This is a genomic window from Kitasatospora griseola (assembly GCF_044999035.1).
Taxonomy (GTDB): domain Bacteria; phylum Actinomycetota; class Actinomycetes; order Streptomycetales; family Streptomycetaceae; genus Kitasatospora; species Kitasatospora griseola.
Window position 1 is genome coordinate 1,622,449 of the sequence record NZ_CP173360.1, and the last position, 25,130, is coordinate 1,647,578.

The following is a 25,130-nucleotide window of genomic DNA, read 5'->3' on the forward strand; positions in this document are numbered from 1 at the left end:
GCGTCGTTTCATGCGCGCACTCCTTCCGCTTTCGTGAAGGAACGTGTCGGCGCACGACGAGTAGAGCCCAACTCGCGGTCACCAACCAGGCGCATTCCGTGGTCCCGGAGTAGTCCCGCCCTCACGCGCAGTACGCTCACGGTCACCGTCGATGATGGGATTGGCCCGTGGACGACCAGATCCGACACCCCCTCGCATACGCCCGCGCGCTTCGCGGCTGGTCCCAGAGCGACCTCGCGGCCCGTATCCACCACGCCGCCAGAAACAGGCCCGAGGGCCTGCGCTCCGGCACCGACAAGGCCGCCGTCAGCAAGTGGGAGAACGGGCGCAAGACACCCAGCATCGAATCCCAGCTGCTGATGGCCGAAGCCTTCGACGTCCCGGCCGGCGACCTGGAAGCCTTCGAGTGGCCTCACTGGCTGCCCGGCCAGGACCAGCCGACGCCGCTCGGATCAGCGTTCACCGTCCACGCACTTCGAGACGCACAGAGGGCCGCAATGGACCATCGCCGCCGCACCTTCATGACCTTCAGCGCGCTCGCGCTGGCCGGGCTTTCAGCCCAGTGGGCCGCCCTCGAACCCGACCGGCTCACCACCGCCATGAACGGCAAACACGTCGACGGCGAACTGGTCGACTGGATGGAGGACACCAGCGCCAAGCTGACCGCCCTGCCCACCGAACAGCGACAGCACACTGCGAAGTTGATGGACGCCCAGTTGGAGACGGTCGCCGACCTGTTGGAACAGGGCCGGTACTCCGAACCCATCGGCCGACGGCTCCACCTGCTGGCCGCATCCCTGGCCGGCACCTGCGGCTGGCATCGCTTCGACCAGGGTCGGCACTACGCGGCGGGCAAGCTCTGGAACGCGGCCCTCACCAACGCGCACGCCGCCCGCGACCGCGACCTCGGTGCCGGCATCCTCTCCGACTTCGCCTACCAGTCGGTCTGGCTCGCCCAACCGGACGCCGCCGTCGAACCGCTCAGCCAGGCCCTCATCCACACCCGGCACCCCACCGCCCGCTCCTTGCTCCACCTCCGCCGGGCCCGCGCGCATGCCGCCCTCGGAGCCGCCGCCGACTGCCACCGCGACCTGGCCGCCGCCGAGGCTGCCCTGCTGACCGACAGTCCCGACCCGGCCCCCGACTGGTGCCGGTGGATGAGCACCGCGGACCTGGCCGTCGACTCCGGCCAGTGCATGCTCGACCTCGGCCGCACCAACGAAGCGCATGCCCGCATCAACCAGGGCGTGAGCCTGCTGCCCCGCTCCCGCGACAAGACCCGAGGGATCTTCCTGACCTACGAAGCCCGCAGCCTCCTGCAAGCCCGTGAGGTCGAACAGGCCGTCATCGTCGCGAACCAGTCACTCGACCTCGCCACCCGGATCGGTGCTGAACGCTGCGTCACCCTGGTACGCGAGCTCGCACCGGCGTTCAAGCACTACCGCCAGGTCGACGGCGTCCTCGATCTCATGGACCGCCTGAAGTCGGGCTGACCAGCGACCTGGTCGGTGTCTCCTGCGTCGCCGGCGGAGTGGACGAACTCCTACTGCCTGGGACGACCTGCCCGCCCGAGGCTCCGGCGGCACCGCAGATGTCGTCGCCTGTGCCAAGCAACGCGGCGTCCTGGTCCGGATCCAGCGGCCCGTCCCGGTAGTCACACCCGGCCAGGTCGCAACGCCGGGGGACCTCGACTTCGGTATGCGCCCGAACGCCTCCACGGAGACCACATGATCCTCGTCCGGCGGTCCGCGGATAGGCTCTGCGATCATGACACTCGTCCACGTGACCGGCCGAATGGCGCCGCGCGACAGCTTCGAGTCCCGCACACGGGACCGGACACCGGTCATCGTCGACTTGTCGATCAACTCGACGGACGGGAGCCCAGGAACCGAGTGCGGCCTCGGCGGGCCCACCGCGGTGGTGGCCGCGTGACCCGTCCGACCACCGGGATGCTGCACCACGTCGAGATCTGGGTACCCGACCTCGGCCGCGCCGTCGCCTCCTTCGGCCGGCTGCTGGAGGCCCTGGGCTACACGGTGTTCCAGACCTGGGACGGCGGCCGCAGCTGGCGGCTCGGGACGACCTATCTGGTCTTCGAACAGTCCCGGGCGCTCACCGCGGGCCAGCACGACCGGTGCCGGCCCGGGCTGAACCATCTGGCGTTCCACGTCCAGGGCCAGGGCACGGTGGACGCCTTGGTCACCAAGGCCCTGCGGCACGGCTGGACCCTGATGTTCCCCGACCGTCACCCGCACGCCGGCGGCGAACAGATCTACGCCGCCTACCTGGAGAACAGCGACGGGTTCGAAGTCGAACTCGTCGCCGTCAACCCGACCGAACTGGACTGACGACGCCCGACACTTGACCAGCCGGAGGAAGCTCGCGTCAGGCCAGGTCGAGGACGTCCGCGAGGCCCGCGGCGGCGAAGGCTGCGACGAGGGGCTCGCGGCCCTCCGTGAAGTGGGCCCAGCTGTCGAAGTGGACGGGGACGACGCGGCGGGCCCGGAGGAGGCGGGCGGCTTCGACGGCGCGGGCGCTGTCGAGGGTGAGGAGGGCGTTGTCGAAGAGGCCGCTGCGGGCCGCGCCGGCGAACAGGACGGCGGTGTCGACGGGGGCGTAGCGTCGGGCGATCCGTTCGACGACGTCGAGGGAGGCGTTGTCGCCGGAGACGTAGACGACGGGCAGGCCGGGGCCGGTCAGGACGAAGCCGATGACTTCGCCGATGACGGGCTCGCAGCCGTCGGGGCCGTGCTGGGCGGGGACGGCGGTGACGGTGATCGGGTCGCCGGTGGGGCCGGTCAACTCGACGCTCTGCCAAGGGGCGAGGCCCTTCGCGGTGCCGCCGAGGCGCTCCGCGCCGCCGCGGGTGGTGAGGGTGAGCGGGACGTCGGCGAGGAACTTCCGGCCGCTGTGGTCGAGGTTGTCGGGGTGCTCGTCGTGGGACAGCAGGACGGCGTCGATCAGGCCGAGGCCGGCGGGGTCGACGGCGCCGGGGTGGGTCTTGACCAGGGCGCCGCCGCGGGGGAGCGGGTACTCGCCGGGGGCGTCGAAGGTGGGGTCGGTGAGCAGGCGCAGCCCGCCGTACTCGATCAGTGCGGTGGGGCCTCCGAAGACCTGGACGGCGGGGCCAACAGCAGTCATGACGCACCTCACGGAAGAGAGAGTGATTTACCGTGAGAGGAATCTAACGGGTCATCACGAGGAACTGCAAGAGATTCCGTGAGAAGCGGCGGACGCAGCACTCCTCACCTGCGACGGAGGCCTCTACCATGAGGCCCATGAGCCAGCGCAGCACCGCCACCCCCGCCCACTCCCCCGCCCCGGGCGCCGAGCAGCACCCGGCGCTGGACTTCGCCAACTCGCTGCTCAGCCTGCCCACCGGCCCGCTCGACCTGATCGGCTCACCGGAGACGGCCACCACCTGGCTGATCAACCACGACCTCGCCCCGGTCGGCGGCCGGGTGTACCGGCCGTGCACCGACCGCATCCATCAACTCCGCACCGCGATAAGGGCGTTGATCAAGGCCAGGGCAGCAGGCCGACCGGCCCCCGCCGACGCCCTGGCCGCCGTCAACGCCGCGCTCACCGCCACCCCGTCCGCGCCGCTGCTGCATTGGGACGCCGAACGCGGCCTGCACCGCACCCTCCCCCATCCGGCGGACCGGATCGCCGACCATGCGATGGCCCAACTCGCCGCCGACGCAGCCGAGTTGCTCACCGGCCCGGACGCCGACCGGCTCGCGGCCTGCGGCGGCACCCCGTGCACCCGGTTCTTCGTCCGCACCCACGCCGCCCGCCACTGGTGCTCCACCCGCTGCGGCGACCGGGTCCGTGCGGCCCGCGCCTACGCCAAGAAGCGCGCCACCACCAGGGGTTGACGCGCAGTCGGAAGCCGAAAAGCACGGACCCCGCCCGGCCGGAAAGGCCGAACGGGGTCCGCGGGGAACCGCAGGGGGCAGCGTTACGCGGCCGGGCGGGGGAAGGTCGGGTACTCGACGCCGGAGACGTGCTGGACGACCCGGACGACCTGGCAGGAGTAGCCGAACTCGTTGTCGTACCACAGGTAGAGGATCGCGTTGTCGCCCTCGACCTTGGTCGCGCCCGCGTCCACGATGGAGGCGTGGCGGGAGCCGATGAAGTCGCTGGAGACCGCGTCGGGCGAGTCGATGAAGTCGATCTGCCGCTTCAGCGGGGAGGTCAGCGAGACGTCGCGCAGGTGGTCGAGGACGTCCTCGCGGGTGGTCTCGCGGGCCAGCTGCAGGTTCAGGATGGCGATCGAGACGTCCGGCACGGGGACGCGGATCGAGCTGCCGGTGATCTTCGCCTTGAGGTCCGGCAGGGCCTTCGCGACGGCGGAGGCGGCGCCGGTCTCGGTGATGACCATGTTGAGCGGCGCGGAACGGCCGCGACGGTCGGCCTTGTGGTAGTTGTCCAGCAGGTTCTGGTCGTTGGTGAACGAGTGGACGGTCTCCACGTGGCCGCGGAGCACGCCGTACTCGTCCTCCATCGCCTTCAGCGGCGGGACGATCGCGTTGGTGGTGCAGGACGCGCAGGAGATGATCTGCTCGTCGGGCTTGATCGTGTCGTGGTTGACGCCGTGCACGATGTTCGGGACGTCGCCCTTGCCCGGGGCGGTCAGCACGACCTTGGCGATGCCGGGGCGGAGGTGCTTCGACAGGCCCTCGCGGTCGCGCCAGCGGCCGGTGTTGTCGATCAGGATCGCGTCGTTGATCCCGTACGCGGTGTAGTCCACCTCGCTGGGGTCGTTCGAGTAGATCACCTGGATCGCGTTGCCGTTGGCGACGATGGTGTTGGTCGCCTCGTCCACGGTGATGGTGCCCTGGAACTGGCCGTGGATCGAGTCGCGCCGCAGCAGCGAGGCGCGCTTGACCAGGTCGTCGGCGCCGCCGCTGCGGACCACGATGGCGCGCAGCCGCAGGCCGCCGGCCTTCTCGACCAGCAGGCGGGCCAGCAGGCGGCCGATCCGGCCGAAGCCGTACAGGACCACGTCGCGGGGCGCCTGGCGCTCCAGCTTGCTCTCGCCGGTGGCGCCGGCCACGGCCTCGGCGGTGAACTCCTCGACGCTCAGGCCGCGGTCGTCCGCACGGTAGGCGGCGGCGAGCAGGCCCAGGTCGATCTGGGACGGGCCGAGGTCGAGGGCGGTGAGCGCCTGGAGGAACGGGAAGGTCTCGGTGATCGAGAGCTCCTCGCCGGCTATCTGCCGGGCGAAGCGGTGGGTCTTCAGGATGCTGACCACCGACTTGTTCACCAGGGAGCGGCTGTGCAGCAGGACGGTGACGTCCCGCTCGCGGTGCAGCCTCCCGATGATCGGGATCATCGACTCCGCGAGCTCCTCGCGGTTCTTCCAGTCCGTGAACACGTCGTCGTTGACAGTCACAATTCAACTTTCGAGGGTAGGCCGAGCTAGGCGCCCCCATGCTAGCTTCGGCCGACCGGTCGACGACGGGGTGGTCCCCTCGCTGACCAGCGGTGGTACGCCGGACGAGGCCGTTCGGACGTGATCACGGCCACACCCCTGACACTCTCCGCCCACTCCGGTGCAGCTCGGTACCGAATCTGACGGATCGTCAGCCCAATTCCGGCCCCGACCGGGCGTGACCAAGGTCACCCACGTCGAATTCATCACCCCCCGGGGTGATGTCTCGTCATTTTCGGCCACTTGGCACCTGTGGATGGAGGAGAGTGGGAGCCCCGGCCGGGCGGCCGCCCGTCACCGGGGTGCAGGTCCGGCCGTCCGAGGCCGGGCCGCCGCGAGGAAGGGACGGCCGTCCATGCCACACCTGGCCTACCAGCGGGCCGCGCTGGTGTTCACCCTGTTCGACGCCAACGACAACGGGGTGCTCGACGCCGAGGACTTCGACCTGATGACCGAACGCGTCCTGGAGGTCGCGACGGACTCATCGGAGGCCGACCGGCAGGCGCTGGCCGACAGCATCAGCAACTACTGGGAGGTGATGGCCAAGACGCTGGACGTCAACGGTGACGGCCTGGTCACCCCCACGGAGTTCCGCGGCTTCGTCCTCAACCCGGATCTGTTCGGCGCCAGCGCCGCCGTGTTCGCCGACGCGCTGGCCGCGCTCGGCGACCCGGACGGCGACGGCCTGATCGAACGGCCCCGCTTCCTCGCCCTGATGACCGCGATCGGCTTCGACGTGCCCAACATCGAGGCCCTGTTCGACGCCTTCGGCCCGGACGCCACCGATCGGATCACGGTGGCGGTATGGGCCCAGGGCATTCGCGACTACTACTCGCCCGAGAAGGTCGGCATCGCCGGCGACCGCCTGGTCCCGAATCCGGTCTGACCTCTCCACCCGCTGTGAAGGAGCCCGTTTTGACCGCACCGCTCATTGCCCTGGCCGTAGGCCGCGGCACCGGACCGGACCTCGCCCCCGTCTTCGAGCGGGTGCTCCACCGGATCACCCGACTGCACGGTGTGGAGGCCGAGTTGGTGCGGTCACCGCGGCTCTACCACTCGTACGTCTCGCTGCGCGCCGAGTGCGCCGACACCGCCGAGATCACCCGCCTGACGGCACAGGACGCCGCGCACTACGAGCAGTTCTGCCGCGAGCAGGCGGCGGCCGGCGTCCGGGCCGTGTTCCGCACCGCGATCAACGCCCAGTCGCTGTACTTGGTGCGCCAGCGCCTGGCCGCCGTCAAGGTCGAGCCGCTCGCCGCGGCCGGCGCCCGGCTGCTGCTGGTCCGCGACCAGGCCCAGGGGTTCTACACCGGCGAGAACCGGCACACCCCCGGCCGGGTGGTGCGCACCATGGAGTTCAGCCGCGCCGTCACCGAGCAGGTGGTGCGCTACGCGGTCCGCCGCGCCCGGGAGCTGTGGCCGGAGGGCCCCGCGCGGGTGCAGATGGCCTACAAGTTCCACCTGCTGGACGGCGCGCTGGACGACTGGGCCACCGCGCTGTCCGCCGAGCTCGGCATCGGGATCTCGCTGTTCCAGCCCGACACGGTCAACCGCAATCTGATCACCCACGGCCCCGAGGACCGCACCGTGCTGGTCGCGGGCAACGAATGGGCCGACATCATGCACGTGGTGCTGCTCGACCGGTACGGCTCGGAGCGGCAGGAGAATCGTTGCACCGAGAACGTGAACCTCCACCCGGAGCTGCACGGGCTGACGGAGTACCAGACCGTTCACGGCTCCGCCGACGACCTGGCGGGGCGCGATCTGGTCAACCCGGTCGCCACCGTCCGGGCCGCCGCCCGGATCGCCGAACGCCATGCCGGCTGTCCGGGTGCCGAGGCCGCCGTCGAGGCGGCGCTGGCCACCGCGCAGGCCCGCGGCGTCCTCACCCCCGACCTCGGCGGCGCCGCCGGGACCACCGAGGTGGTGGACGCGGTACTGGCCGAACTGAGCGTCGCGTTAAAGCCGTTCGTGCCCGCCGCCAGGTCGGCCTCGGCCCGGGTCGCCGCCGCTTCGGGCACCGATCGGGCGGGCGCCCGATGAGCACCGGCACCACCGCGACGGCGACGGCCCTGGTGGTCGTCGACCTGCAGAACGACTTCTGCGCCGGGCCGGTCGCCGCCGCCCGCTTCCCCGGCGATCCCGACCGGCTGGCCCGCGTCGCCGCCCGCACCGCCACCGCCGTCGACCGGGCCCGCGCGCTCGGCGTCGAGGTGCTGTTCGTCCGCTTCCTCGGCGACGTCGCCCTTCAGGGGCCGGCCTGGCAGCGGCGCGACGCGGTGCTCGGCAAGCGGCCCAAGTGCCTGGAGGGCAGCTGGGGCGCCGAGTTCCACGCCGCCGTGCCCCGCCCGGACGAGGCGGTGTTCACCAAGCAGGCCTGCTTCGACGCCTTCCTCGACCCGGCGTTCGAGCCGCACCTGCGCTCCCGAGGCATCCAGCACCTTGTGCTGACCGGCCTGTTCGCCGACGTGTGCGTGGACTCCACCGCCCGCACCGCCTTCCAGTTGGGCTTCCACCTCACCGTGCTGAGCGACTGCACCGCCGCACTCCACCTCGCCGACCAGGACGTCCTGCGTTTCATGGCCAAGGTGTACGGCGCCCGGATCACCGACCTCACCGACGGCCGGCCCTTCACCCTGCCGGAGCTGCCCGCACCGACCGCCGCGACCGACCGGGTGGGTCAGTCGTGCCTCTGACCGCCCCCGTCCTGGACGACCCCGGTGTCACCGCCGGCGTCGGCCGCACCGCTCTGCTGGTCGCGCACGCCCGCGCGCTGGAGGCCCGCCGGCCCGACGCGCTGGCCGTCGACGCGTTCGCCGAGCACTTCGTCCGCGCCGACCCCGGCTGCGCCGACTGGCCGCTGAACCCGGACGAGATCGCCCCGGGCGACCCGCTGTGGGGCCGGCTGGCCGCCTACTTCGCGCTGCGCACCCGGGTGCTGGACGCGCACCTGCTGACGGCCGTCCGGGCCGGGGTGCGCCAGGTGGTGCTGCTCGGCGCCGGGCTGGACTCCCGGGCGCACCGCCTGCCGTGGCCGCCCGGCACCACCGTGTGGGAGCTGGACCGGCCGGAGGTGCTGGCCTTCAAGCAGCGGGTGCTGGACGAGCTGGAGGCCGTCCCGACGGCCTGCCGCCGGACGGTGCCGGTGGATCTGCGCGGCCCGTGGCCGCAGGCGCTCACCGACGCCGGGCTGGACCCGCGGCAGCCGGTGGCCTGGCTCGCCGAGGGGCTGTTCCTGTACCTGCCCGCCGACGCCGAGCTGCGGGTGGCGGGCGAGCTGGACGAGCTCAGCGCGCCGGGCTCCACGCTGGCGTACGAGGTCAAGGTCGGCATGGAGGTCGCGAAGGTGCGCGCCAATCCGGTGTACACGGCCGCCCGGACCAGGATCGGCGTCGACCTGCTGTCGCTGTTCGCCCCGGGGCCCCGGCCGGACACCGCGGCGCACCTGGGCGCGCTCGGCTGGGCGACCACCGTCCGCACGCCGTTCGACCACGCGGCGGGCCTGCCGCGGGCGCCGCGCCCGGAGCGGGACGACGCGCTCGCCGCGAACCGCTGGGTCACCTGCGTCAAGGGCCGCTGACGTCGGGAGCGGGGCCGGGCAGTCGCTGCCCGGCCCCGCTCCCGTGCCGCCGGTCAGTACGGCTTGACCAGCACGTGCGCGGCGCCGGGGATGCCGATGGTGAGGAGCTCGTCCTCCTCCGGCGTGGTGGGCGTGCCGGTCTCCTGCTTGAGGATGGCCCGGGACAGCGACTGGACGAACATCGCGCGCGGGCGGCGGCGGTCCTCCCAGGCCTGCAGCGCGGCGGGCACCGAGTCGGCGGCGTCCAGCTCCTGGGCGAGCACCAGGGCGTCCTCGACGGCCATCGCTGCGCCCTGCGCCAGGTGCGGGGTGGAGGCGTGCGCGGCGTCGCCGGCCAGCGCCACCCGGCCGACGTGCCAGGGCGCGTCCACGGTGACCTGGGAGATCCGCGAGTAGACCACGGTGGACGGGTCGGTGATCTGCGCGAGCGCCTCGGCGATCGGGCCGGTGAAGTCGGCCAGCCGCTCGGCGAGCTGCTCGTGGGCGCGCTCCGGGTCGGGGCGGAAGTCCTCGGCCTCGGCGAACACCGAGCCCAGGTACATCAGCTCGTCGGTGATCGGGGTGAGCAGCGCCTTCGCGGCGAGGTTGCCGGTGCTCATCAGCACCCCCTGCAGGTCGGCCCGCCGGGGCAGGGTGACCCGCCAGTTGGCGAAGCCGGTGTACTCGGGGCGGAAGCGGTCGCCGTACAGGCGGGTGCGCAGCGGGGAGCCGATGCCGTCGAAGCCGACCACCAGGTCGTAGCGGCCGGTGCTGCCGTCGGAGAGCGTGACGTCGACGCCCTCGCCGTCGTCGGTGAGGTCCGCGATGGTGGTGCCGAACCGGACGGTCGCGCCGGCGTCGGCGACGGCCCGGCCGAGCACCTGGGCGAGCGCGGGGCGGGGTATGCCGTTGTTGGCGGGGGCCCCGTCCATCTGCGGCTGCGGGATCTTCGCGACGGGGTTGCCCGCCGGGTCGCAGATGGTCAGCACCTGCCATTCGAAGCCGACCGCGAGGCAGTCCTCCAGGAGGCCGATCTCGCGCATCACGTGCAGCGCGTTGGAGGGCTGGATGATGCCGACGCCGAGCGCGTCGAACTGCTCGCGGAGTTCGGCGACCTCGACGATGTGGCCGCGGCGGGCGAGCGCGACGGCGAGGGTGAGTCCGCCGATGCCGCCGCCGTGGACGAGGACACGCAGGGGTGTTGCCATGGTCTTCTCCGATGGTTCGGGGTTGGGGCGCGGGGCCCAGGGGTGTTTCAGCCGACGGGCAGCGCCATCAGGTGGTCGACCAGGGCGAGCAGCGCGTCCCGGCCGAAGGTCCGCTCGCGGACGTCGCCGACCATCATCGGCACGTGCGGGTCGAGGTCGAGCGCGGCGCGGATCTCCTCGTCGGTGCGGGTGTTGACGCCGTGGAAGCAGTTGATCGCGACCACGAACGGGATGCCGCGGCTCTCGAAGAAGTCGATGGACGCGAAGCTGGTCTCCAGCCGGCGGGTGTCGGCGATGACGACGCCGCCGAGTGCGCCGTTGACCAGGTCGTTCCACATGAACCAGAACCGCTCCTGGCCGGGCGTGCCGAACAGGTACACCACCAGCTCGGGGCTGACGGTGATCCGGCCGAAGTCCAGGGCGACGGTGGTGGTGGTCTTCTGGTCGACGCCGGCCAGGTCGTCCACGCCGACGCTGGCGGTGGTGAGGTACTCCTCGGTGCGCAGCGGGGCGACCTCGCTGACGGCGCCGACCATGGTGGTCTTGCCGACGCCGAAGCCGCCGGCGACCAGGATCTTGACCGCGGCGGCGCCCGCCTGAGTGATCGTCATCTCAAAGCCTCCTCAGTCCCTCACGTACGGCGGCCAGCAGGCCCCGGTCGGCGCCGCCCGCGGCCCGGGCCACCGAGATCGGGGCGCGGGCCGTCAGGAGGCCCTGCTCGACGAGGTCGCCGAGCAGGATCTTGGTCACGGACACCGGCAGGTCGAGGTCGGCGGCGACCTCGGCGACGGCTGCGGGGGTCCGGCACCGAACCAGGATCAGCCGGTGCTCGGGCTGCAGCCGGCCCGGCCGGATCGGCGTCCCGTAGGCGTCGACCGGCTCGGGCACGGCGGTGAGCAGGGTGATGAGGGTGAAGTCGTCCCGCTCGGGCGCGGTGCGGCCGGCGGTGATGGTGTACGGGCGGACCATGCTGTCCGCGCCGTCGTCGTCCTCGTCCTCGTCCCAGTAGCGGTTCACCCGCGCTGCCCGCTCCGGGCGGCGAACGCGTCGAAGTCGCCGCGCTGCGGGGTGCTGAGCTTCTGGCCGACCTGCTGGACCAGGTTGTGCATGGCCAGCGACATGACCTCGGCGTCGACGTCCTGGGAGGCGACGACGGCGAGGTGGGTGCCCTGGCCGGCCGCGATCACGAACAGCCACAGGTCGGCGAGTTCGACGATCACCTGGTGGACGGTGCCGCCGGTGAACAGCTGGCCGACGCCGCGGGCCAGGCTCTGCTGGCCGGTGGCGATGGCGGCGAGGCGCTCCGCGTCGGGGCGTTCGATGGTGCGGGAGTGGCTGACCACGAGACCGTCGTCGGAGAGCAGGACGGCGAGCCTCGTCCCGGCCACCGAGTCCACCAGGCCGTCCAGCAGCCAGTCGAGGTCCTGGTGGGTGGCGGTTGTGCGCGTCATGACCGGTCTTCTCTCGTCGGGATGATGTGGGTGTTCCAGGTGTCGCCGGGCTCGGGCCGCTCGCCGGGCTGCGGGGTGGTGTCCGCAGTCGACTTGGCGGCTTCGGCCCGCGCCTCTCTGGACCGCCGCTGGAACGCTCCGACCGCTGCCCCGGCCCGTCGGGGGGCCGGTCGGAACAGCGGGTTCTCGTCCCAGCGCGGCGGAGCGGGGGCGGCCGGCGCGGTGGCCGGGTCGATCCGCAGCTCGTCGGCCAGGCTGGCCTGGCGGACGCGGCGCGGCAGTGGCGGCTCGGCGCCGGGCAGTGCCGGGGTGAGCGGCACGTACGGGGCGGGGGCCGCCGGGGCGGGGTAGGTCTGGCCGGGGGCGGGGAACGGCGTGGCCGGCTCCGGCCGGTACGGCTCGGGCAGCCCGTACGGGGCGGGCGCGATCGGCGCGGGCGGCAGCTCGGTGGGGAACGGGTGTTCCTGGCCGGCCGCGGTGTGGTCCTCGCCCGGCCCGCCGAACAGCTCGTGCTGCGGGAACGGGTCGCCGGTGATGTACGGCGCCTCGATCGGCGTGGCCGGCCCGCCGACCGGCGGGTACGGGGTCTCGATCGGCGGGTACGGGTCGCCGAGCGGCGGGAACGGCGTCTCCTCGGGAGCCGCGTGCAGTTCCAGCAGCGCGTTCTCCTGGTCGGGCGTCCCGGCGAGCGCGGTGGCGGCGGCCAGCGCCTGGCCGCGGGCCCGGGTGGGCAGGCCGCCGGTCTGCGGGGCGGCGACCAGCGTCGGGCGGGTGTTCGGCGCGGGGACGATCAGCTCGTCGGGGATGAGCACCACGACGCGGGTGCCGCCGAACGCGGACTGGCGGAACTCGATCCGCAGGCCGTTCTGGTCGGCGAGCCGGGCGACCACGTAGAAGCCGAGGCGGATGTCGTCGCCGCGGGCCAGTACGTCGGCCTTGGGCGGACGGGTCATCAGCAGGTTGGCGTGGTCGATCTGCTCCTCGTCCATGCCGAGGCCGCGGTCCTCGATCTCGATGGCGACGCCGCGGCTGACCCGGCCGGCCCGGACCTCGACGGGGTTCGGCGGGCGGGAGAAGCTGAGCGCGTTCTCGATCAGCTCGGCGAGCACGTGGGCGACCGGGCCGACGACGCGTTCGGACACCCAGGGGCTGCCGTCCAGGTCGATGACGACCCGTCGGTAGTCCTGCACCTCGCCCTGGGCGGCGCGCATCACGTCCAGCAGCGGGACGGGCTTGCGCCAGCGCCGGTGCGGGGTGCCGCCGGCCAGGATGACCAGGTTCTCCTCGTAGCGGCGCAGGCGCGCGGTGAGGTGGTCGAGGTCGAACAGGCCGTCGAGGATCTCCGGGTCCTCGTGCTTGCGCTCCAGCTCGTCGAGCTTCTTCAGCTGCTGACCGATCAGCAGCTGGGTGCGGCGGGCGATGCGCTGCAGCAGCCGCTCGTAGGCGCGGTGCTGCTCGGCCTGGGCGACGGCGGCCTGCAGGGCGCTGGTGCGGGCCAGGTTGAACGCCTCGCCGAGCTTGGCGAGTTCGTCCTCGGTGTGGGCCCACGGGTCGGGCTCGATGGCGCGGGCCTGCGCCGCGACGTCGATCTGCTCGCCGTTGCCGAGCCGTTCGACCACGTCGGGCAGGGTGTTCTCCAGTTCCTCGGCCTGCTGCTGGAGGCCGCCGATGCGGCGGCGCAGCGTGCGGGTGAGGCGCCAGCTGGTGAGGCCGACCGAGACGAGGGCGATCAGGCTGGCGAGGGTGGTGAGGCCCAGCCGGACGGCGAGGTCGAGGGTGATGCGCTTGGCCTTCGCCAGGATGAATTCGGTGCGGTGCTCGATCAGGTCGACGAGCTGCGGGTTGACGGCGTCCATCGACTGGCGCCAGGCGTCCTTGTCGGTGGCGAGGACGATCCGGCCGCTGCGGTCGGGCGCGGCGGGCTTCAGCAGGTCCTGCTCGGCGCGGCTCTTGGCCTGCCAGGCGGGGCTGTCGACGATCTTCTGCCACATGGCGGCCTGGTCGGCCTCCAGGTTGGGCGTGACCTTGGTGCCGAACTGGAAGCCCTGTTCGGAGATGGCCTGCCGGACCTGCTGGTAGTCCTCGACGCTGAGCGAGCCGGTCGACCAGCCGCGGGCGAGCAGCGCGTCGGCGCGGGAGATCATCTCCTTGGCCCAGAACAGGTCGACGAGCGGCGCGGAGACGGTGGTGATCCGGCCGTCGTCGACGTGGCTGAGGGCGCCGAACAGCCGCAGGTCCACCGCGATCAGGTCGGTGTAGTAGCCGTACACCACGGCCTGCTGCTGGTCGCTGCCGCTGTCCACCAGCGCGCGCTGCGCGGGCAGCTGGTTGATCGCGGCCCGGGCGTCCCGGACGGCGTCGCGGACCTCCTGCGGCGCGCTGCCGGCCTCGGCGCCGGAGAGCTTCTGGAACGTGGCGACGGCCTGGTCGGTCTTGGTGCGCTGGCTGCGCAGCGCGTCGGTGACCCCGGCGCGGCCGGCCAGGGCTTCGGCGCTCAGGCGCCGTTCCTCCTGCAGGTTGTAGTACACGATGTTGGACGGCTGGCCGGCCTGTTCCGCGAGCATGCCCTGGGCGGCGAGTCGCTGGAAGGAGTACAGGAGCTGTCCGCTGGTGACCGCCCACAGGGCGGCCAGCGCCACCGCAGGAACGATGGCCAGCACGAGCAGGGTCGCCCGGAGCGACAGCCGGCCCTTGGTGATCCGCCGAGGCGCGCGCGTGCGCAGGACATTCTCCTTGGGGGCGACGCCAGTCGTTCAGAACTGGTCGAATCTGATGAGGACTCTGACGGAGGGATCTTAGTATCACCCCCATAACAGCCCAAAAGCCGCCATGGCGGCTCGGTGCCCGCACGGCACCGCGGCAGTTCCCCAACGCCCTTACCGGCCAGGCGCGATGGGCCGCCCGAGGATCAACTCAACGCTGCTCGGCGGCTGTTCACCGCCGACCCGTACCGGACCGCGCGAACTGCCTGCTCCCGCACCGGTCCTGAGGACCCGACCAGTGCCGGAGCGGCTCGCGGACCATCCGTCAGGGGCCGCCGGCCGAGCCGTTTCGGAGTCTAGCGTTCCCCTCAGCACACTGCGCAGTGACCCCGTCACAACTTCACGGAAACTGAACATGAACGGTCTGAATAGTCCCGAACCGTCCGGGAATCGCCGGTATCGGTCGGCGGCCCAGGTGTTGACGCCCGTTCATCTACCGACCGGTCAGGATCCGCTCCCGCCCCGGGTCGCCGGCCCGAGCTCGGCGATCAGCCGGCGGTAGGTCTCGAACGCGGCCTTGCGGGTGTGGTCGTCGCGCAGCAGGCCGAAGCCGTGGAACAGGGAGTCGCCGCGGCTGTCGGCGTCGCGCAGCGCGAACAGGGTGTAGCCGTCCAGGTTCAGTGCCGCCGCCTGCCCGGCGACCGCCCGGATCACCGTCTCCAGCACCCGGGCCTGGGACTGCTCCGACCGCCCGGGCCCGGTGGGCCAGCCGTTCTCGCAGATCCGGATCGGCACCGCCGCCGGGATGCCGGCCCTGGGCAGGTCGGTGCGCCGGAAGCCGTGCAGCACCCAGGCCACGGCGTCCGCCAACCGCTCCGCCGGGACGGGGGTGAACACGTCCGGGAAGAAGTCCAGGCCGACGTAGTCGAGGGCGTCCAGGAAGCGGGCGTCGGCGAGCGCGCCGAGCGCGTCCCAGAACGGTGCGGCCGGGCCGAAGGACGGCACCGCGTTGAAGCCGACCTCGACGGACAGGCCGAGCGCGCGCACCTCCTCCTTGGCGGCGACCACGCCCGCCACCAGCGCCTCCCGCACACCCGGGATGCTGCCGTCCAGCACCGGCAGGTCCGCGTTGGGCTCCTCGCAGATCTGCACCGAGCCGAGCCGCGCCCCGAGAGCGCGCACCTGCCCGCGCACGTACCGCTCCCAGCCGTCGCGGCTGCCGGTCGGCTCGCGGAACTGCAGCACCAGGTCGACCTTCCGCCCCGGCCGCCCGAGGTACGCCTCCCAGCCCTCCGGGGTCTGCCCCGGCGCGGTGACGGTGGACGCGAAGGACCGGTAGACCCGGACCAGGAACTCCGGCTCCGCGCCCTGCAGGTCGTCCAGCGCCTCCGCCACCCGCCGCGGGTCGTCGGGACTGACGGGGTGGAGGATCCCCTGCTCGTCGCCGAGCAGCGCCCCCGGGTAGATGCCGAACCTGAACTGCCGCCGCGCGTCGCTCATGTGGCCCCCTCGGGCGATATTTTTGGTGTGGCACCAATTTTTCAGTGACTCTACCATTCGGCCGGCCGGGCCCCGGGCCGGCCCTAGCATGGGCGGCATGGGCCTTCGTGAGACCAAGAAGCAGCAGACCCGGACCGCCATCGCGGACGCCGCGCTGCCGCTGTTCCTCGACCGCGGCTTCGACCAGGTCACCGTCGCGGAGGTCGCCCGGCACGCGAACGTCTCCACCAATACGGTCTTCAACTACTTCGCCACCAAGGAGGACCTGTTCTTCGACCGGCAGGCCGAGGTCGAGGCGCACCTCGCCACCGTGGTCCGCGAACGCCCTCCCGGCGCCTGCCCCGTGGCGGCCCTCCGCGACGACCTGCGCGCCACGCTGGCGGGCTCCGCCGCTCCCTCGCTCCGCCTGCACCCCGGCACGGCCGCGTTCTTCCGCGCCGTCGAGGCCAGCCCCGCGCTGCGCGCCCGCGAGCGCGAGATGGCCGAGCACGCCGAGGCCGCCCTGGCCTCCGCACTGCCGCCGTCCCCCGCCACGCCGTTCCTGGCCGCCGCGCTCGCCGCCACCCACCGCGCCGCGCTGCGCGAGCTGCGCCGCCGCGTCCTGGCCGGCGAATCGCCGCACACCGTCGCCGAGGACTTGGCGGCGACGAGCGCCACCGCCCACGACCTGCTCTGCCGCTGCCCCCAGCACCCCTGACAGGGATGCCGACCACCTCCACGGGCCCGGCCGGGGGGCCCGCCCAGGATCTCGGCCGTTGAACGGTCGGAATCGCCCCGAGCGGTCCGTTCCGTTCTTCCGTGCCGAGCTCGTGACACCGCTTCACCTGCCGACCGGTCGGCTCCCGTTCGCTCCGGGCGCAGGTCCGGCTACTGGTCGCGCGCGCCCAGCGCCTCGACCGGATCCCTGCGCAGCGCCAGCCGGCCGGTGAGCAGCACGGTGCCGACGCCCAGCACGGCGGCCCCGCCGAGCACCGCGGCCACCGGACCCGTGGGCAGCGACAGCGCGGCGGTGCCCGTGAGCGCGAGACTGACCGGGATCAGGACCGCGGCCGCGACCGCAGCGCCGAGGACGAGCGCCACGGCGACCGTGATCCCGCCCTCCCATGCCACCATCCGCAGCACCTGACGGTCCGTCGCCCCCACCAGCCGCAGCAGCGCGAACTCGCGCAGCCGCTCGACGGTGCTCATCACCAGCGTGTTGACCACCACGATGGCGGCGAACAGGCCGATCACCCCGAGCAGCAGCCGGCCGACCGCGGTGGCCGACTCCTGCTGCCGCCGGCGCTCCGCGTCGTACGCGGCCCGGTCGGTGGGCCGCGCCATCGGATAGTCGGCGCGCAGGCGCCGAAGCCCCTCGGCCAGCTGCCCGGGGTCGGCACCGGGCTCGGAGCGGACCAGCACGGTCGGCGCGAGCCGGTCCCGGGTGTGGGCGGCGGCGAACTCCGCGGGCAGCAGTGCGTCCGCGAACCGGACGTCCCGGTCGTAGACGGCGGCGACCGTGGCCGCGCTGCTGGTGCCGTCCTGCCACTCGACCCGGACGGTGCCGCCGAGGCGCGTGTCGAGCTTCTCGAACGCACGCCGTCCCAGGGCGACGGACTCGCCGCGCAGCTCGTGCAACGAGCCCGCGCTCACCCCCGGGTCGACCAGCTGCTCCAGGCTCTGCGGGTCGACGATCCGGGCGTCCGCCCAGGTGCCGGGGCTCCCGGCGCGGCCGGACACCACCACCTCGCCGGGCACCATCGCACCGACCGCCGCGATGCCCGGCAACTGCCGTACCGCACCGACGAATTCCGGCGGCAGGCCGACGCCGTCCGCCTGGACCACCTGGTCGGCCAGCAGCCGCCGGCCGTCCTCGGCCAGCTGGGCCTGCGCCTTGACCACCGGGACGAACAGCATCGTGCCGGTGAACGCCACCGCCAGCACCAGCGGGGTCACGGCGGCGGCGAAGCGTCGGTACTGGGACCGCAGCGCGGCGGAGGCGAGGAAGCCCGCGACCGGGAAGAGCCGGCCCACCGGCCCGCCGATCGCCACGCCGGCGACCCGGCCGATCAGCGGCCCGAGCAGCGCGACGCCGAGCAGCAGCGCCAGCACCATGCCCTCCGCCGTGCCCGCGCCGCCCCGGTCTCCGGCCGAGCCGGCCAGCACCGCGCCGCAAAGGAGTTGGGCCCGTCCCGGACGCCACCGTCGAGACCCTCGACGTCACCCCCTGGCTCCCCCGCAAACTCGCCGCCGTCCTCGCCCACCACTCCGAGGTCGTCCGCGGCGCCCTCCCCGGCCGCCTCGCCGCGGCCCCGTCGGGCGTCCGTGAGCGGCTGATGCGGACCGAGTGGTACCAGTCCCATCCGATCCCAACTCATCTGCTAGACAGTCGACATGCGGCATCCGCCCGCTGACCGCCGCCGTGAAGGAGCCTCGTGTCCGACCTCTCCCTCCGCCTCGCCGACACCGCCGACCGCCCCACCGTGGAACGACTCTGGCTGATGTTCAGCCACGACATGTCGGAGTTCCACGGCCACCTCCCCAACCCCGACGGCACCTTCCGCGACGAACGCCTCCACCAGGCCTTCGACGACCCCGACTGGGCGCCCTACCTCCTGACGACCGACACCGACCGCCCCGTCGGATTCGCCTTCGTCCGCGACCTGGCCGGTCCGACCCGCATCCTGAACAGCTTCTTCATCGCCCGCGGCGCAAGGCGTTCCGGCCTCGGGCTGCACGCCGTCCGCCAGGTCACCACCAGGCACCCGGGCCCCTGGCAGGTCGCCTTCCAGGACGCCAACACCCCCGCAGCCCACTTCTGGCGCACCGCCGCCACCCACCTCGCCGGCCCCACCTGGACCGAGACCCACAAGCCCGTCCCGGGCCGCCCCGACCTGCCCCCCGACGTCTGGATCTCCTTCACCACACCGCCCCAGACCTGACCCCCTCCCCCGGCCCCACACAGCAGACCCCGCCTCCACCCGCCCCCTCCCCGCCCTCGGGCCACGACGCGACACCGGCACCCCCCTCCGGCCTTGCGCAGCAAACGCATCGCCCCTCCCCATCCCCCTCCCCCACAACCCCACGCAGCGGACCCACCACCTCCCCTCAGACCCCGGATCCCCGACCTGACGCCCCATCCCCTCCTTCCAGCCCCACGCAGCGGACCCACCACCCGCTCAAACCCCCGGGCCCAGACGCACCCCCAATCCCCCTCCCTCAGCCCCGCGCAGCGGACCCGCCACCTCCCCTCGGACCCCCGGGCCTTGACGTGGCAGCGACGAGAAGCGAAGGTGAGCGGCACCATCTGACATGTTGCGTGTGAAATAACACCGGCAGCCCCACGTCACTCCGCGGCGTACTCGTGGCGGCCTGAACGCGAGGGGAGGGCCGGGCCCGTGGAGTTGGAGTTGCGGCACCTGCGAGTGCTGTGCGCGATCGCCGACACCGGCAGTGTCGGGCGGGCGGCGGCGGCCATCGGCGCGTCGCAGCCCGCGACCAGTACCCAACTGCGCAGGATCGAGCGCCACTTGGGCGCCGTCGTGTTCGAGCGGACGGCGACCGGTGTCGTGCCGACGACTTTCGGGGCGGAGGTCCTCGCCGCCGCCCGCGAGGTGCTCTCCCGGGTGGACCGTCTCGGTGACGCCGTCGCCGCCAACGGCGCGAGTCCGCACCGCGAACTGCGACTGGCCACCGACTGCCCGGCACTGCTGCCCGGCACCCTGGCCCGCGCCAGACAGCTCCGCCCGGAGCTCCGGTTCTCGCTTCCCACCGCCCCCGACGAGCCGTTCGATCTCGCGCTGGTCCTGGACCGCCCGGACTCCGGCCTGCGCCCCACGCCCGCTCTCGCCGCGCGCGTCCTCACCACCGAGCCGGTGTTCGTCGCGCTGCCCGCCGCCCACCCGCTCCGCCACCACGCGGAGCCGGCTCTCGCCGATCTGGCCGCCGAGAGCTGGCTGCTGCCGGTCGCCGACGGGGCGGTCCTCCGGGCGGCCCGCGACTCGGCGGCGTTTGCTCCGGCCACCGCCGTGCGTCAGCTCCCGTACGGGCGGCGGGAGGTGCTCGACCTGGTTGCGGCGGGGCTCGGGGCGACCCTGGTCCCGGCCAGCACACCGCCCGCTCCGGGCACGTTGATCAAGCCGCTGCTGGGCTCTCCGCTGTGGCTGCGGTACGTGCTGTTGTGGCGTCGAGCCGCTATCGGTCCGGCGCTCGCCGACACCGTGTTCGGTGCGGCCACCGCCGCCTATCGCGAACTCGCCGCCGAGGCACCGCACTTGCACGCCTGGGCGAGCCGGACGTTCCGTCCGCCCCGGGCCCGCTGACGTCCCGGCGGCCGGCCGGACGCCCAAGAAGTTCTCCTGGATGTTATGCCGCCGCAGTGCAATGTCATATGACCTGTGACATTGTTCTGACCCTCCCTCCGGTGTCACGATGCATGCGTTCGACCGCACCTCCCCCATCCCCTGCTCGGTGAACTCCCCCCAGCAACCCCCACCCCCACTCCCCCAGGAGAAGCAGTGCGCGTGCGCATGTCCCTCCCCGCGTTGGCAGCCGGTCTGCTGGCCGGTTGCGCCACGGCGGCCACCCTGCTGCCCGCCCCGGCCTTCGCGGCCACCGGCGGCCAGTCGAAGGCCGCCGCCACCCCGGCCACCTCCGCCGTCGCCTCCGCGATCGATGCGAACGCTCCCGGCGGCGCCGTCCCGAAGCCGCTCGGCCCGATCGTCGCGGCCGCCTCCCAGGACGCCCCGGCCCCGGTCTCGGCCAAGCTGCCGCCGGCCCTGCTCGGCCAGGTGGTGATGGGCCAGCCGGCCGGCACCACCGTCCAGACCACGCCCCGTCCGGCCGCCAAGCAGACCGGCCCGAAGGCGCTCAGCGGCCTGGCGGCCGCGCAGAGCTGCACCCCCGCCGACTTCGGCAGCCGCTCCGGCGCGGACCTGGTCGGCTTCGTCAAGGGGTCGACCACGGCCTGCATCGGCACGCTCTACAACGTGACGGGCAGTGACGCCGGGGCGATCTTCAAGCAGGCGAACATGCTGACCGTCGCGAACGCCTTCAAGGACCTGGCGGCTTCGTACGACGGCACCAACAACGCCAGCATCCTTCAGCTGGTGCAGTTCCTGCGGGCCGGCTACTACGTCCAGTCCTACAACTCGGGCGCGGTCGGCAGCTACGACTCGTCGCTGACCGCCGCCACCAAGGCCGGCCTGGACGCGTTCTTCGCCGGGCAGCGCTGGAAGGACGTCTCGGACGCCAACGGCATCGTGCTGTACGACGTGCTGGTGCTCACCGACAGCGCCAACGTGCAGGCGAGCTACCTGAACACGTACAAGCAGGTGCTGAACGGCTACAGCAACAGCTACAACGCGTACCCGAAGATGGTGAACGCGGTCAACGCGGTGCTGTTCGCCCCGCTGTGGCGCGCCAACTGGAACCCCGACTTCGTCAACGCGCTGAACGCCGACACCAGCCTGGTCACCACGCTCGGCAACTTCACGCTGAACCACAAGGACCTGCTGGGCACCGGCAACTCCTTCCTGGAGGTCAACGCGGGCAACGACCTGGCCCGGATGTCCGGCGTCAGCACCACCGTCGAGGCGGTGACCCGGCCGCTGATCAAGCAGATCCTCGACTCGACGCCGATCGTCGGCGCGACCGGGCCGCTGTACGTGCACACGGCGTTCCAGTCCAACGAGTTCAACCGCGCCCAGTGTTCGGGCTTCGGCATCTGCGACCTGCCGAACAAGCTGATCAACGCCGTCCTGCCGAACGTCCTCGTCTGCGACAACAAGACGCTGCGCGCCCAGGCGCTGACGGTGGCCCAGCTGGGGCCGGTGTGCGAGAGCCTGCGCGGCGAGGACGCGTACTTCCACAACCTGGTCAAGGACAACGGCCCGATCCCGGGCCAGTTCGGCTCCACCCTGGACCTGCCGGTGTTCGCCAGCGCGGCCGACTACCAGAACTACTCGTGGGCCATCTGGAACAACTCCACCGACAACGGCGGCGTCACCCTCATGGACCCGACCGACCCGACCAACAAGCCGGTGTCGATCATGTACCAGAAGTCGTGGAACGACGACTTCGCGGGCAACGTGTGGAACCTCAACCACGAGTACACGCACTACCTCGACAACATCTACGACATGAAGGGCAACTTCACCACCGAGACGTCCGTTCCGGACATCTGGTGGATCGAAGGCGTCGCCGAGTACGAGTCGTACGGGTACCGCGGTGTGACGGACACCCAGGCCATGACCGAGGCCGGCAAGCACACCTACAAGCTCAGCACGATCTTCCAGAACACCTACTACAACTCCGACTCCACCCGGGTCTACCCGTGGGGCTACCTCGCCGTCCGCTACATGATGGAGAAGCACCCGGCGGACGTCACCAACATGCTCGGCCACTTCCGCACCGGTGACTACCAGGGCGGGTACGCGGTCTACAACAACCTCGGCACCTCCTACGACGCCGACTTCGACGCCTGGCTGACCCAGTGCGCGGCCGGCGCGTGCTTCGCCACCGGCCCGACCGCGCTGTTCGACCAGTCGGTGAACGGCGCGACGGTGACCCTCACCGACCGCTCCGTGATCACCAACTCCCCGGCGCAGCTGACCTCCTGGCACTGGACCTTCGGTGACGGCAGCTCCTCCGACGAGCGCAACCCGTCGCACACCTACGCCACGGCCGGCACCTACACCGTCGCCCTGACCGTCACCGACTCCACCGGCCGCTCCACCGCGACCCCGGCGAGCGTCACCGTCAAGACCGGCAGCAACGGCGGCGGCACCACCCTGCCGACCTGCACCGACCCGCGGGCCGACGCGATGGCCCAGAACTGCCAGCGCACCGGCCGCACCCGCACCGCCGGCAACGTCGACTACCTGTACGTCTACCTGCCCGCCGGCACCAGCACCCTGAAGATCACCACCACCGGCGGCACCGGCACCGCCTACCTGTACTACAACGACGCCACCTGGGCCTCCCCCAGCGCCTTCACCGCGTCCTCCACCACCCCGAACAGCACCACCCAGACGATCACCGTCACCAACCCGCAGGCCGGCTACCGGTACCTGAGCCTGTACGCGGCCACCGACTTCACCAACGTCACCGTGGCCACGCAGTTCTAGCCCCCACCCCCCACCTGTTGACGGGCAGTCGCGGTCTCCCATCCGCGGCTGTCCGTCAACGGTTTCCGCCCGCGAGCCTCCGGGCGGCCGCCGCCCGCAGCTCCTCCGACTCCACCGGGCTCCCCTGCAACTCGGCGAGCCGGAACCGCAGTTCCGGCCCGTCGGGCGCATGCTTCACGGCGAACAGCCGGGACTCCTCCTCGCAGTCCCACAGCGACTCGGCCAGCTCGGCCCCCATCGCGCCGGGCCCGATCGCCGCCAACGCCCGCAGGTACGACGGCCGTTCACAGCTGTGCGGAGTCCGCTCCCAGAACCGCCGCAGCACCGGCGCAGCACCGACGGCCGCCGGGCCGAACCGGGCCAGGCCGTCCGCGAGGTCGTCCGACCCGCACCACTGCCCCGCCGCCCACTGCCGCTCCAACTCGGCCAGCAGCGGCGGGAGATCACGCACCTCGCCGTGTCGGGCCAGCACCGCAAGGCCGAGCCGGGCCAGCCAGGGCCGATCGGATGCGACCCACACCCGGGCGTCCCCCACCGCGAGCACTCCGAGGCGCTCCACCACGCGACCCAGCCGCGGCACCGGCCGCGCACCGAGTTCGGCGGGCACCGCGGTGAACAACTCCGGCACCAGTGGCAGGATTTCGGGCACGGGCGGCCGCCAGGCCAGCGCGCTCAGGGCCGCCGAACGCTCGGACACCGAACTTCCCCCGTCGGCCAGCACCGCAAGCAGCCGGACGTTCCCCGGGGCGAGCGCCTGCACGTGCCGCACCGACCGCCGCCGTTCGGGCACCAACTCCCGCCAGCTCAACCAGGGTTCACTACTCGGGTAGTCGGGCTCGGCCCCGTCGAGCCGACCCACCGCGACCTCGGCGAGATCGCCCCACCAGGGCGCGGGCCACCGCTCGCCGAGAGTGTCCAGCACGCCCTGCCACCACCGACCGCTCCGCACATACCGGCGCAGCACCTCCCGCGCCTCGACCGATCCCGTCAGCGCAAGGGCGGCGAGAATCTCCCGGGCCCGGTCGTGGTCGTCCTCGTCCGCACCGTCGAGCTGCTGCCGCAGCAGGTCGACCGGCAGCGCCAACTCCCGGACGAGCAGCGCATGGTAGTCATGGCGGGCATCGCACTGCCGGTCGTACCGGGTCTCCCGCCGCAGACAGTCCAGCACGGCCTCGGCCCCGGCCTCCCGGTCCTCCTTCACCCACAACCATCCCGCCCCGCGCCCGCGTTCGAGCAGCCCGAGCAGGGTGTCGACCGGTGCGTACTCCACGGGTTCGCTGCTCTCGTCCGTCACGACCGACGAGGATGCCTGCCCGACTCACCCGCCGCGAACGGTTTTCACCCGCCGCGAAGCTTCCCGGGCTCGGTCGCGGCCGCCGCCTTCTGCCGCCGGCGACGAAACGGGATGCCCCGCCGAGCCGCTCCGACGCCCCTGCTGCCGCCAACACCGAATCGCGGCGCTCGACTCGACTGCTGCGAGCGCCTTTTGACCCAAATCCGCCGGGGTGTTCAGGCGCGGCCGCGGACCAGGGGCAGGAACACCTCGTCGACGATCTCCCGCAGGATCTCGTCCGGGACGGCCGGGACGCCGCGCAGCAGGTATTCGGTGCGCAGCAGGGCCATGGGGGTGGCGGCGACCCGGGGGTGGACGGCGGCGGCGGGGGCCTCACCGCGAGTGGCGGCGCGGGTGAGGACGGCGAGCCAGGCTTCGTCGAGCGGGTCGGGGCGGTCGGGGTCGCGGAGTTCGGCGAGGAGTTCGGGTGCGCCGCCGGCGGCGGCGAGCAGGCCGCGCAGGATCTCGCCGTACGGGGAGGACCAGGTGCGGTTGGCGCGGCGCAGCAGGTCGAGGGCGTCGTCGCGGAGGCTGCCGGTGTCGGGGGGCCGGGTCTCGGCGGCGGCGAGGCGGCAGTACGCGGCGATGCCGAGCGCGGTGCGGTGGGGCCAACGCCGGTACAGGGCGTTCTTGTTGGTGCCGGCCCGGCGGGCGACTTCGTCCATGGTGAGTCCGGCCACGCCCTGTTCGAGCAGGAGTTCGCCGGCGGCGGTGAGGATCGCGTCCTCCAGTTCGGCGCCGCGCCGCCTGGTCGCCGCCACCTGCCACCTCCCGTCCGCTGCCCGCTGCTGGTCCCGGAGCGCATGCTACGCCCCTGCCGGAACAGGGTACCGG

Annotated in this window: 22 protein-coding genes; 11 read left to right on the forward strand and 11 right to left on the reverse strand. The window is 72.6% G+C overall.

Annotation, left to right across the window (positions count from 1 at the left end; translation table 11 throughout):
* The first annotated feature begins 167 nt into the window (after window positions 1-167).
* Window positions 168-1,493, forward strand: coding sequence for a helix-turn-helix transcriptional regulator (locus ACI1MP_RS07580; RefSeq protein WP_404868119.1), 1,326 nt, complete (start codon window positions 168-170; stop codon window positions 1,491-1,493).
* 456 nt (window positions 1,494-1,949) lie between these two features.
* The gene (locus ACI1MP_RS07585; protein ID WP_380333213.1) at window positions 1,950-2,348 is read left to right on the forward strand and encodes a VOC family protein; all 399 of its coding nucleotides are present in this window, start codon (window positions 1,950-1,952) and stop codon (window positions 2,346-2,348) included.
* A gap of 37 nt (window positions 2,349-2,385) precedes the next feature.
* Here the strand turns inward: ACI1MP_RS07585 and ACI1MP_RS07590 are convergent, their stop codons facing one another.
* Complete coding sequence (locus ACI1MP_RS07590) at window positions 2,386-3,141, reverse strand: MBL fold metallo-hydrolase (protein WP_404868120.1); 756 nt, start codon at window positions 3,139-3,141, stop codon at window positions 2,386-2,388.
* A gap of 137 nt (window positions 3,142-3,278) precedes the next feature.
* Between ACI1MP_RS07590 and ACI1MP_RS07595 the strand changes: the two genes are divergently transcribed.
* Entirely contained in the window at window positions 3,279-3,878 is a 600-nt protein-coding gene (locus ACI1MP_RS07595; RefSeq protein WP_404868121.1) for an ABATE domain-containing protein, read from the forward strand.
* Between the two features lie 83 nt (window positions 3,879-3,961).
* On the opposite strand, the gene ACI1MP_RS07600 is transcribed toward ACI1MP_RS07595, so the two are convergent.
* Window positions 3,962-5,398, reverse strand: coding sequence for a glyceraldehyde-3-phosphate dehydrogenase (locus ACI1MP_RS07600; RefSeq protein WP_100586368.1), 1,437 nt, complete (start codon window positions 5,396-5,398; stop codon window positions 3,962-3,964).
* Window positions 5,399-5,792: 394 nt separating this feature from the next.
* Here ACI1MP_RS07600 and ACI1MP_RS07605 point away from each other — a divergent pair, with 394 nt between their 5' ends.
* Genes ACI1MP_RS07605 through ACI1MP_RS07620 form a run of 4 tightly spaced genes read left to right on the forward strand, consistent with a single transcriptional unit; the run spans window position 5,793 to window position 9,017 of the window.
* Window positions 5,793-6,323, forward strand: a complete 531-nt coding sequence (locus tag ACI1MP_RS07605; protein ID WP_043910738.1) for an EF-hand domain-containing protein — start codon at window positions 5,793-5,795, stop codon at window positions 6,321-6,323.
* A 29-nt stretch (window positions 6,324-6,352) separates the two neighbouring features.
* Window positions 6,353-7,480, forward strand: a complete 1,128-nt coding sequence (locus ACI1MP_RS07610) for an isocitrate/isopropylmalate family dehydrogenase (protein WP_404868122.1) — start codon at window positions 6,353-6,355, stop codon at window positions 7,478-7,480.
* Complete coding sequence (locus ACI1MP_RS07615; protein ID WP_404868123.1) at window positions 7,477-8,133, forward strand: cysteine hydrolase family protein; 657 nt, start codon at window positions 7,477-7,479, stop codon at window positions 8,131-8,133. Before ACI1MP_RS07610 ends, ACI1MP_RS07615 begins: the two co-directional genes overlap by 4 nt.
* Window positions 8,124-9,017, forward strand: coding sequence for an SAM-dependent methyltransferase (locus ACI1MP_RS07620; protein ID WP_380333163.1), 894 nt, complete (start codon window positions 8,124-8,126; stop codon window positions 9,015-9,017). Before ACI1MP_RS07615 ends, ACI1MP_RS07620 begins: the two co-directional genes overlap by 10 nt.
* Before the next feature lie 53 nt (window positions 9,018-9,070).
* Here ACI1MP_RS07620 and ACI1MP_RS07625 read toward each other — a convergent pair whose 3' ends face one another.
* From ACI1MP_RS07625 to ACI1MP_RS07650, 6 genes are all read right to left on the reverse strand, one after another.
* Window positions 9,071-10,204: an FAD-dependent monooxygenase gene (locus ACI1MP_RS07625; protein WP_404868124.1), complete on the reverse strand. Its 1,134-nt coding sequence runs from the start codon at window positions 10,202-10,204 to the stop codon at window positions 9,071-9,073.
* 47 nt (window positions 10,205-10,251) lie between these two features.
* Window positions 10,252-10,815 carry an ATP/GTP-binding protein gene (locus ACI1MP_RS07630; protein ID WP_043910733.1) on the reverse strand — a complete coding sequence of 188 codons (564 nt, stop codon included), beginning with the start codon at window positions 10,813-10,815 and terminating at the stop codon, window positions 10,252-10,254.
* Between the two features lies 1 nt (window position 10,816).
* A complete protein-coding gene (locus ACI1MP_RS07635; RefSeq protein ID WP_404870772.1) occupies window positions 10,817-11,173 on the reverse strand; it encodes a DUF742 domain-containing protein in 357 nt (118 codons plus the stop codon).
* Window positions 11,174-11,217: 44 nt separating this feature from the next.
* A complete protein-coding gene (locus ACI1MP_RS07640; RefSeq protein ID WP_043910731.1) occupies window positions 11,218-11,655 on the reverse strand; it encodes a roadblock/LC7 domain-containing protein in 438 nt (145 codons plus the stop codon).
* Complete coding sequence (locus ACI1MP_RS07645; RefSeq protein ID WP_404868125.1) at window positions 11,652-14,315, reverse strand: nitrate- and nitrite sensing domain-containing protein; 2,664 nt, start codon at window positions 14,313-14,315, stop codon at window positions 11,652-11,654. Before ACI1MP_RS07645 ends, ACI1MP_RS07640 begins: the two co-directional genes overlap by 4 nt.
* Before the next feature lie 546 nt (window positions 14,316-14,861).
* On the reverse strand, window positions 14,862-15,857 hold the full coding sequence (locus ACI1MP_RS07650; protein ID WP_380333166.1) for a hypothetical protein: 996 nt from the start codon (window positions 15,855-15,857) through the stop codon (window positions 14,862-14,864).
* A 97-nt stretch (window positions 15,858-15,954) separates the two neighbouring features.
* Between ACI1MP_RS07650 and ACI1MP_RS07655 the strand changes: the two genes are divergently transcribed.
* On the forward strand, window positions 15,955-16,554 hold the full coding sequence (locus ACI1MP_RS07655) for a TetR/AcrR family transcriptional regulator (protein WP_404868126.1): 600 nt from the start codon (window positions 15,955-15,957) through the stop codon (window positions 16,552-16,554).
* 170 nt (window positions 16,555-16,724) lie between these two features.
* Here ACI1MP_RS07655 and ACI1MP_RS07660 read toward each other — a convergent pair whose 3' ends face one another.
* Window positions 16,725-18,002, reverse strand: a complete 1,278-nt coding sequence (locus tag ACI1MP_RS07660; protein WP_404868127.1) for an ABC transporter permease — start codon at window positions 18,000-18,002, stop codon at window positions 16,725-16,727.
* Window positions 18,003-18,271: 269 nt separating this feature from the next.
* On the opposite strand from ACI1MP_RS07660, the gene ACI1MP_RS07665 reads away from it, so the two are divergent.
* The 3 genes from ACI1MP_RS07665 (at window position 18,272) to ACI1MP_RS07675 (ending at window position 22,963) form a co-directional block, all read left to right on the forward strand.
* Window positions 18,272-18,778, forward strand: coding sequence for a GNAT family N-acetyltransferase (locus ACI1MP_RS07665; RefSeq protein WP_404868128.1), 507 nt, complete (start codon window positions 18,272-18,274; stop codon window positions 18,776-18,778).
* 456 nt (window positions 18,779-19,234) lie between these two features.
* A complete protein-coding gene (locus ACI1MP_RS07670) occupies window positions 19,235-20,158 on the forward strand; it encodes a LysR family transcriptional regulator (RefSeq protein ID WP_380333171.1) in 924 nt (307 codons plus the stop codon).
* Window positions 20,159-20,353: 195 nt separating this feature from the next.
* A complete protein-coding gene (locus ACI1MP_RS07675; RefSeq protein ID WP_404868129.1) occupies window positions 20,354-22,963 on the forward strand; it encodes a collagenase in 2,610 nt (869 codons plus the stop codon).
* A gap of 55 nt (window positions 22,964-23,018) precedes the next feature.
* On the opposite strand, the gene ACI1MP_RS07680 is transcribed toward ACI1MP_RS07675, so the two are convergent.
* Both ACI1MP_RS07680 and ACI1MP_RS07685 read right to left on the reverse strand, forming a co-directional pair.
* A complete protein-coding gene (locus tag ACI1MP_RS07680) occupies window positions 23,019-24,257 on the reverse strand; it encodes a hypothetical protein (protein WP_404868130.1) in 1,239 nt (412 codons plus the stop codon).
* A 215-nt stretch (window positions 24,258-24,472) separates the two neighbouring features.
* On the reverse strand, window positions 24,473-25,057 hold the full coding sequence (locus tag ACI1MP_RS07685) for a TetR/AcrR family transcriptional regulator (protein ID WP_404868131.1): 585 nt from the start codon (window positions 25,055-25,057) through the stop codon (window positions 24,473-24,475).
* Window positions 25,058-25,130: the final 73 nt, after the last annotated feature.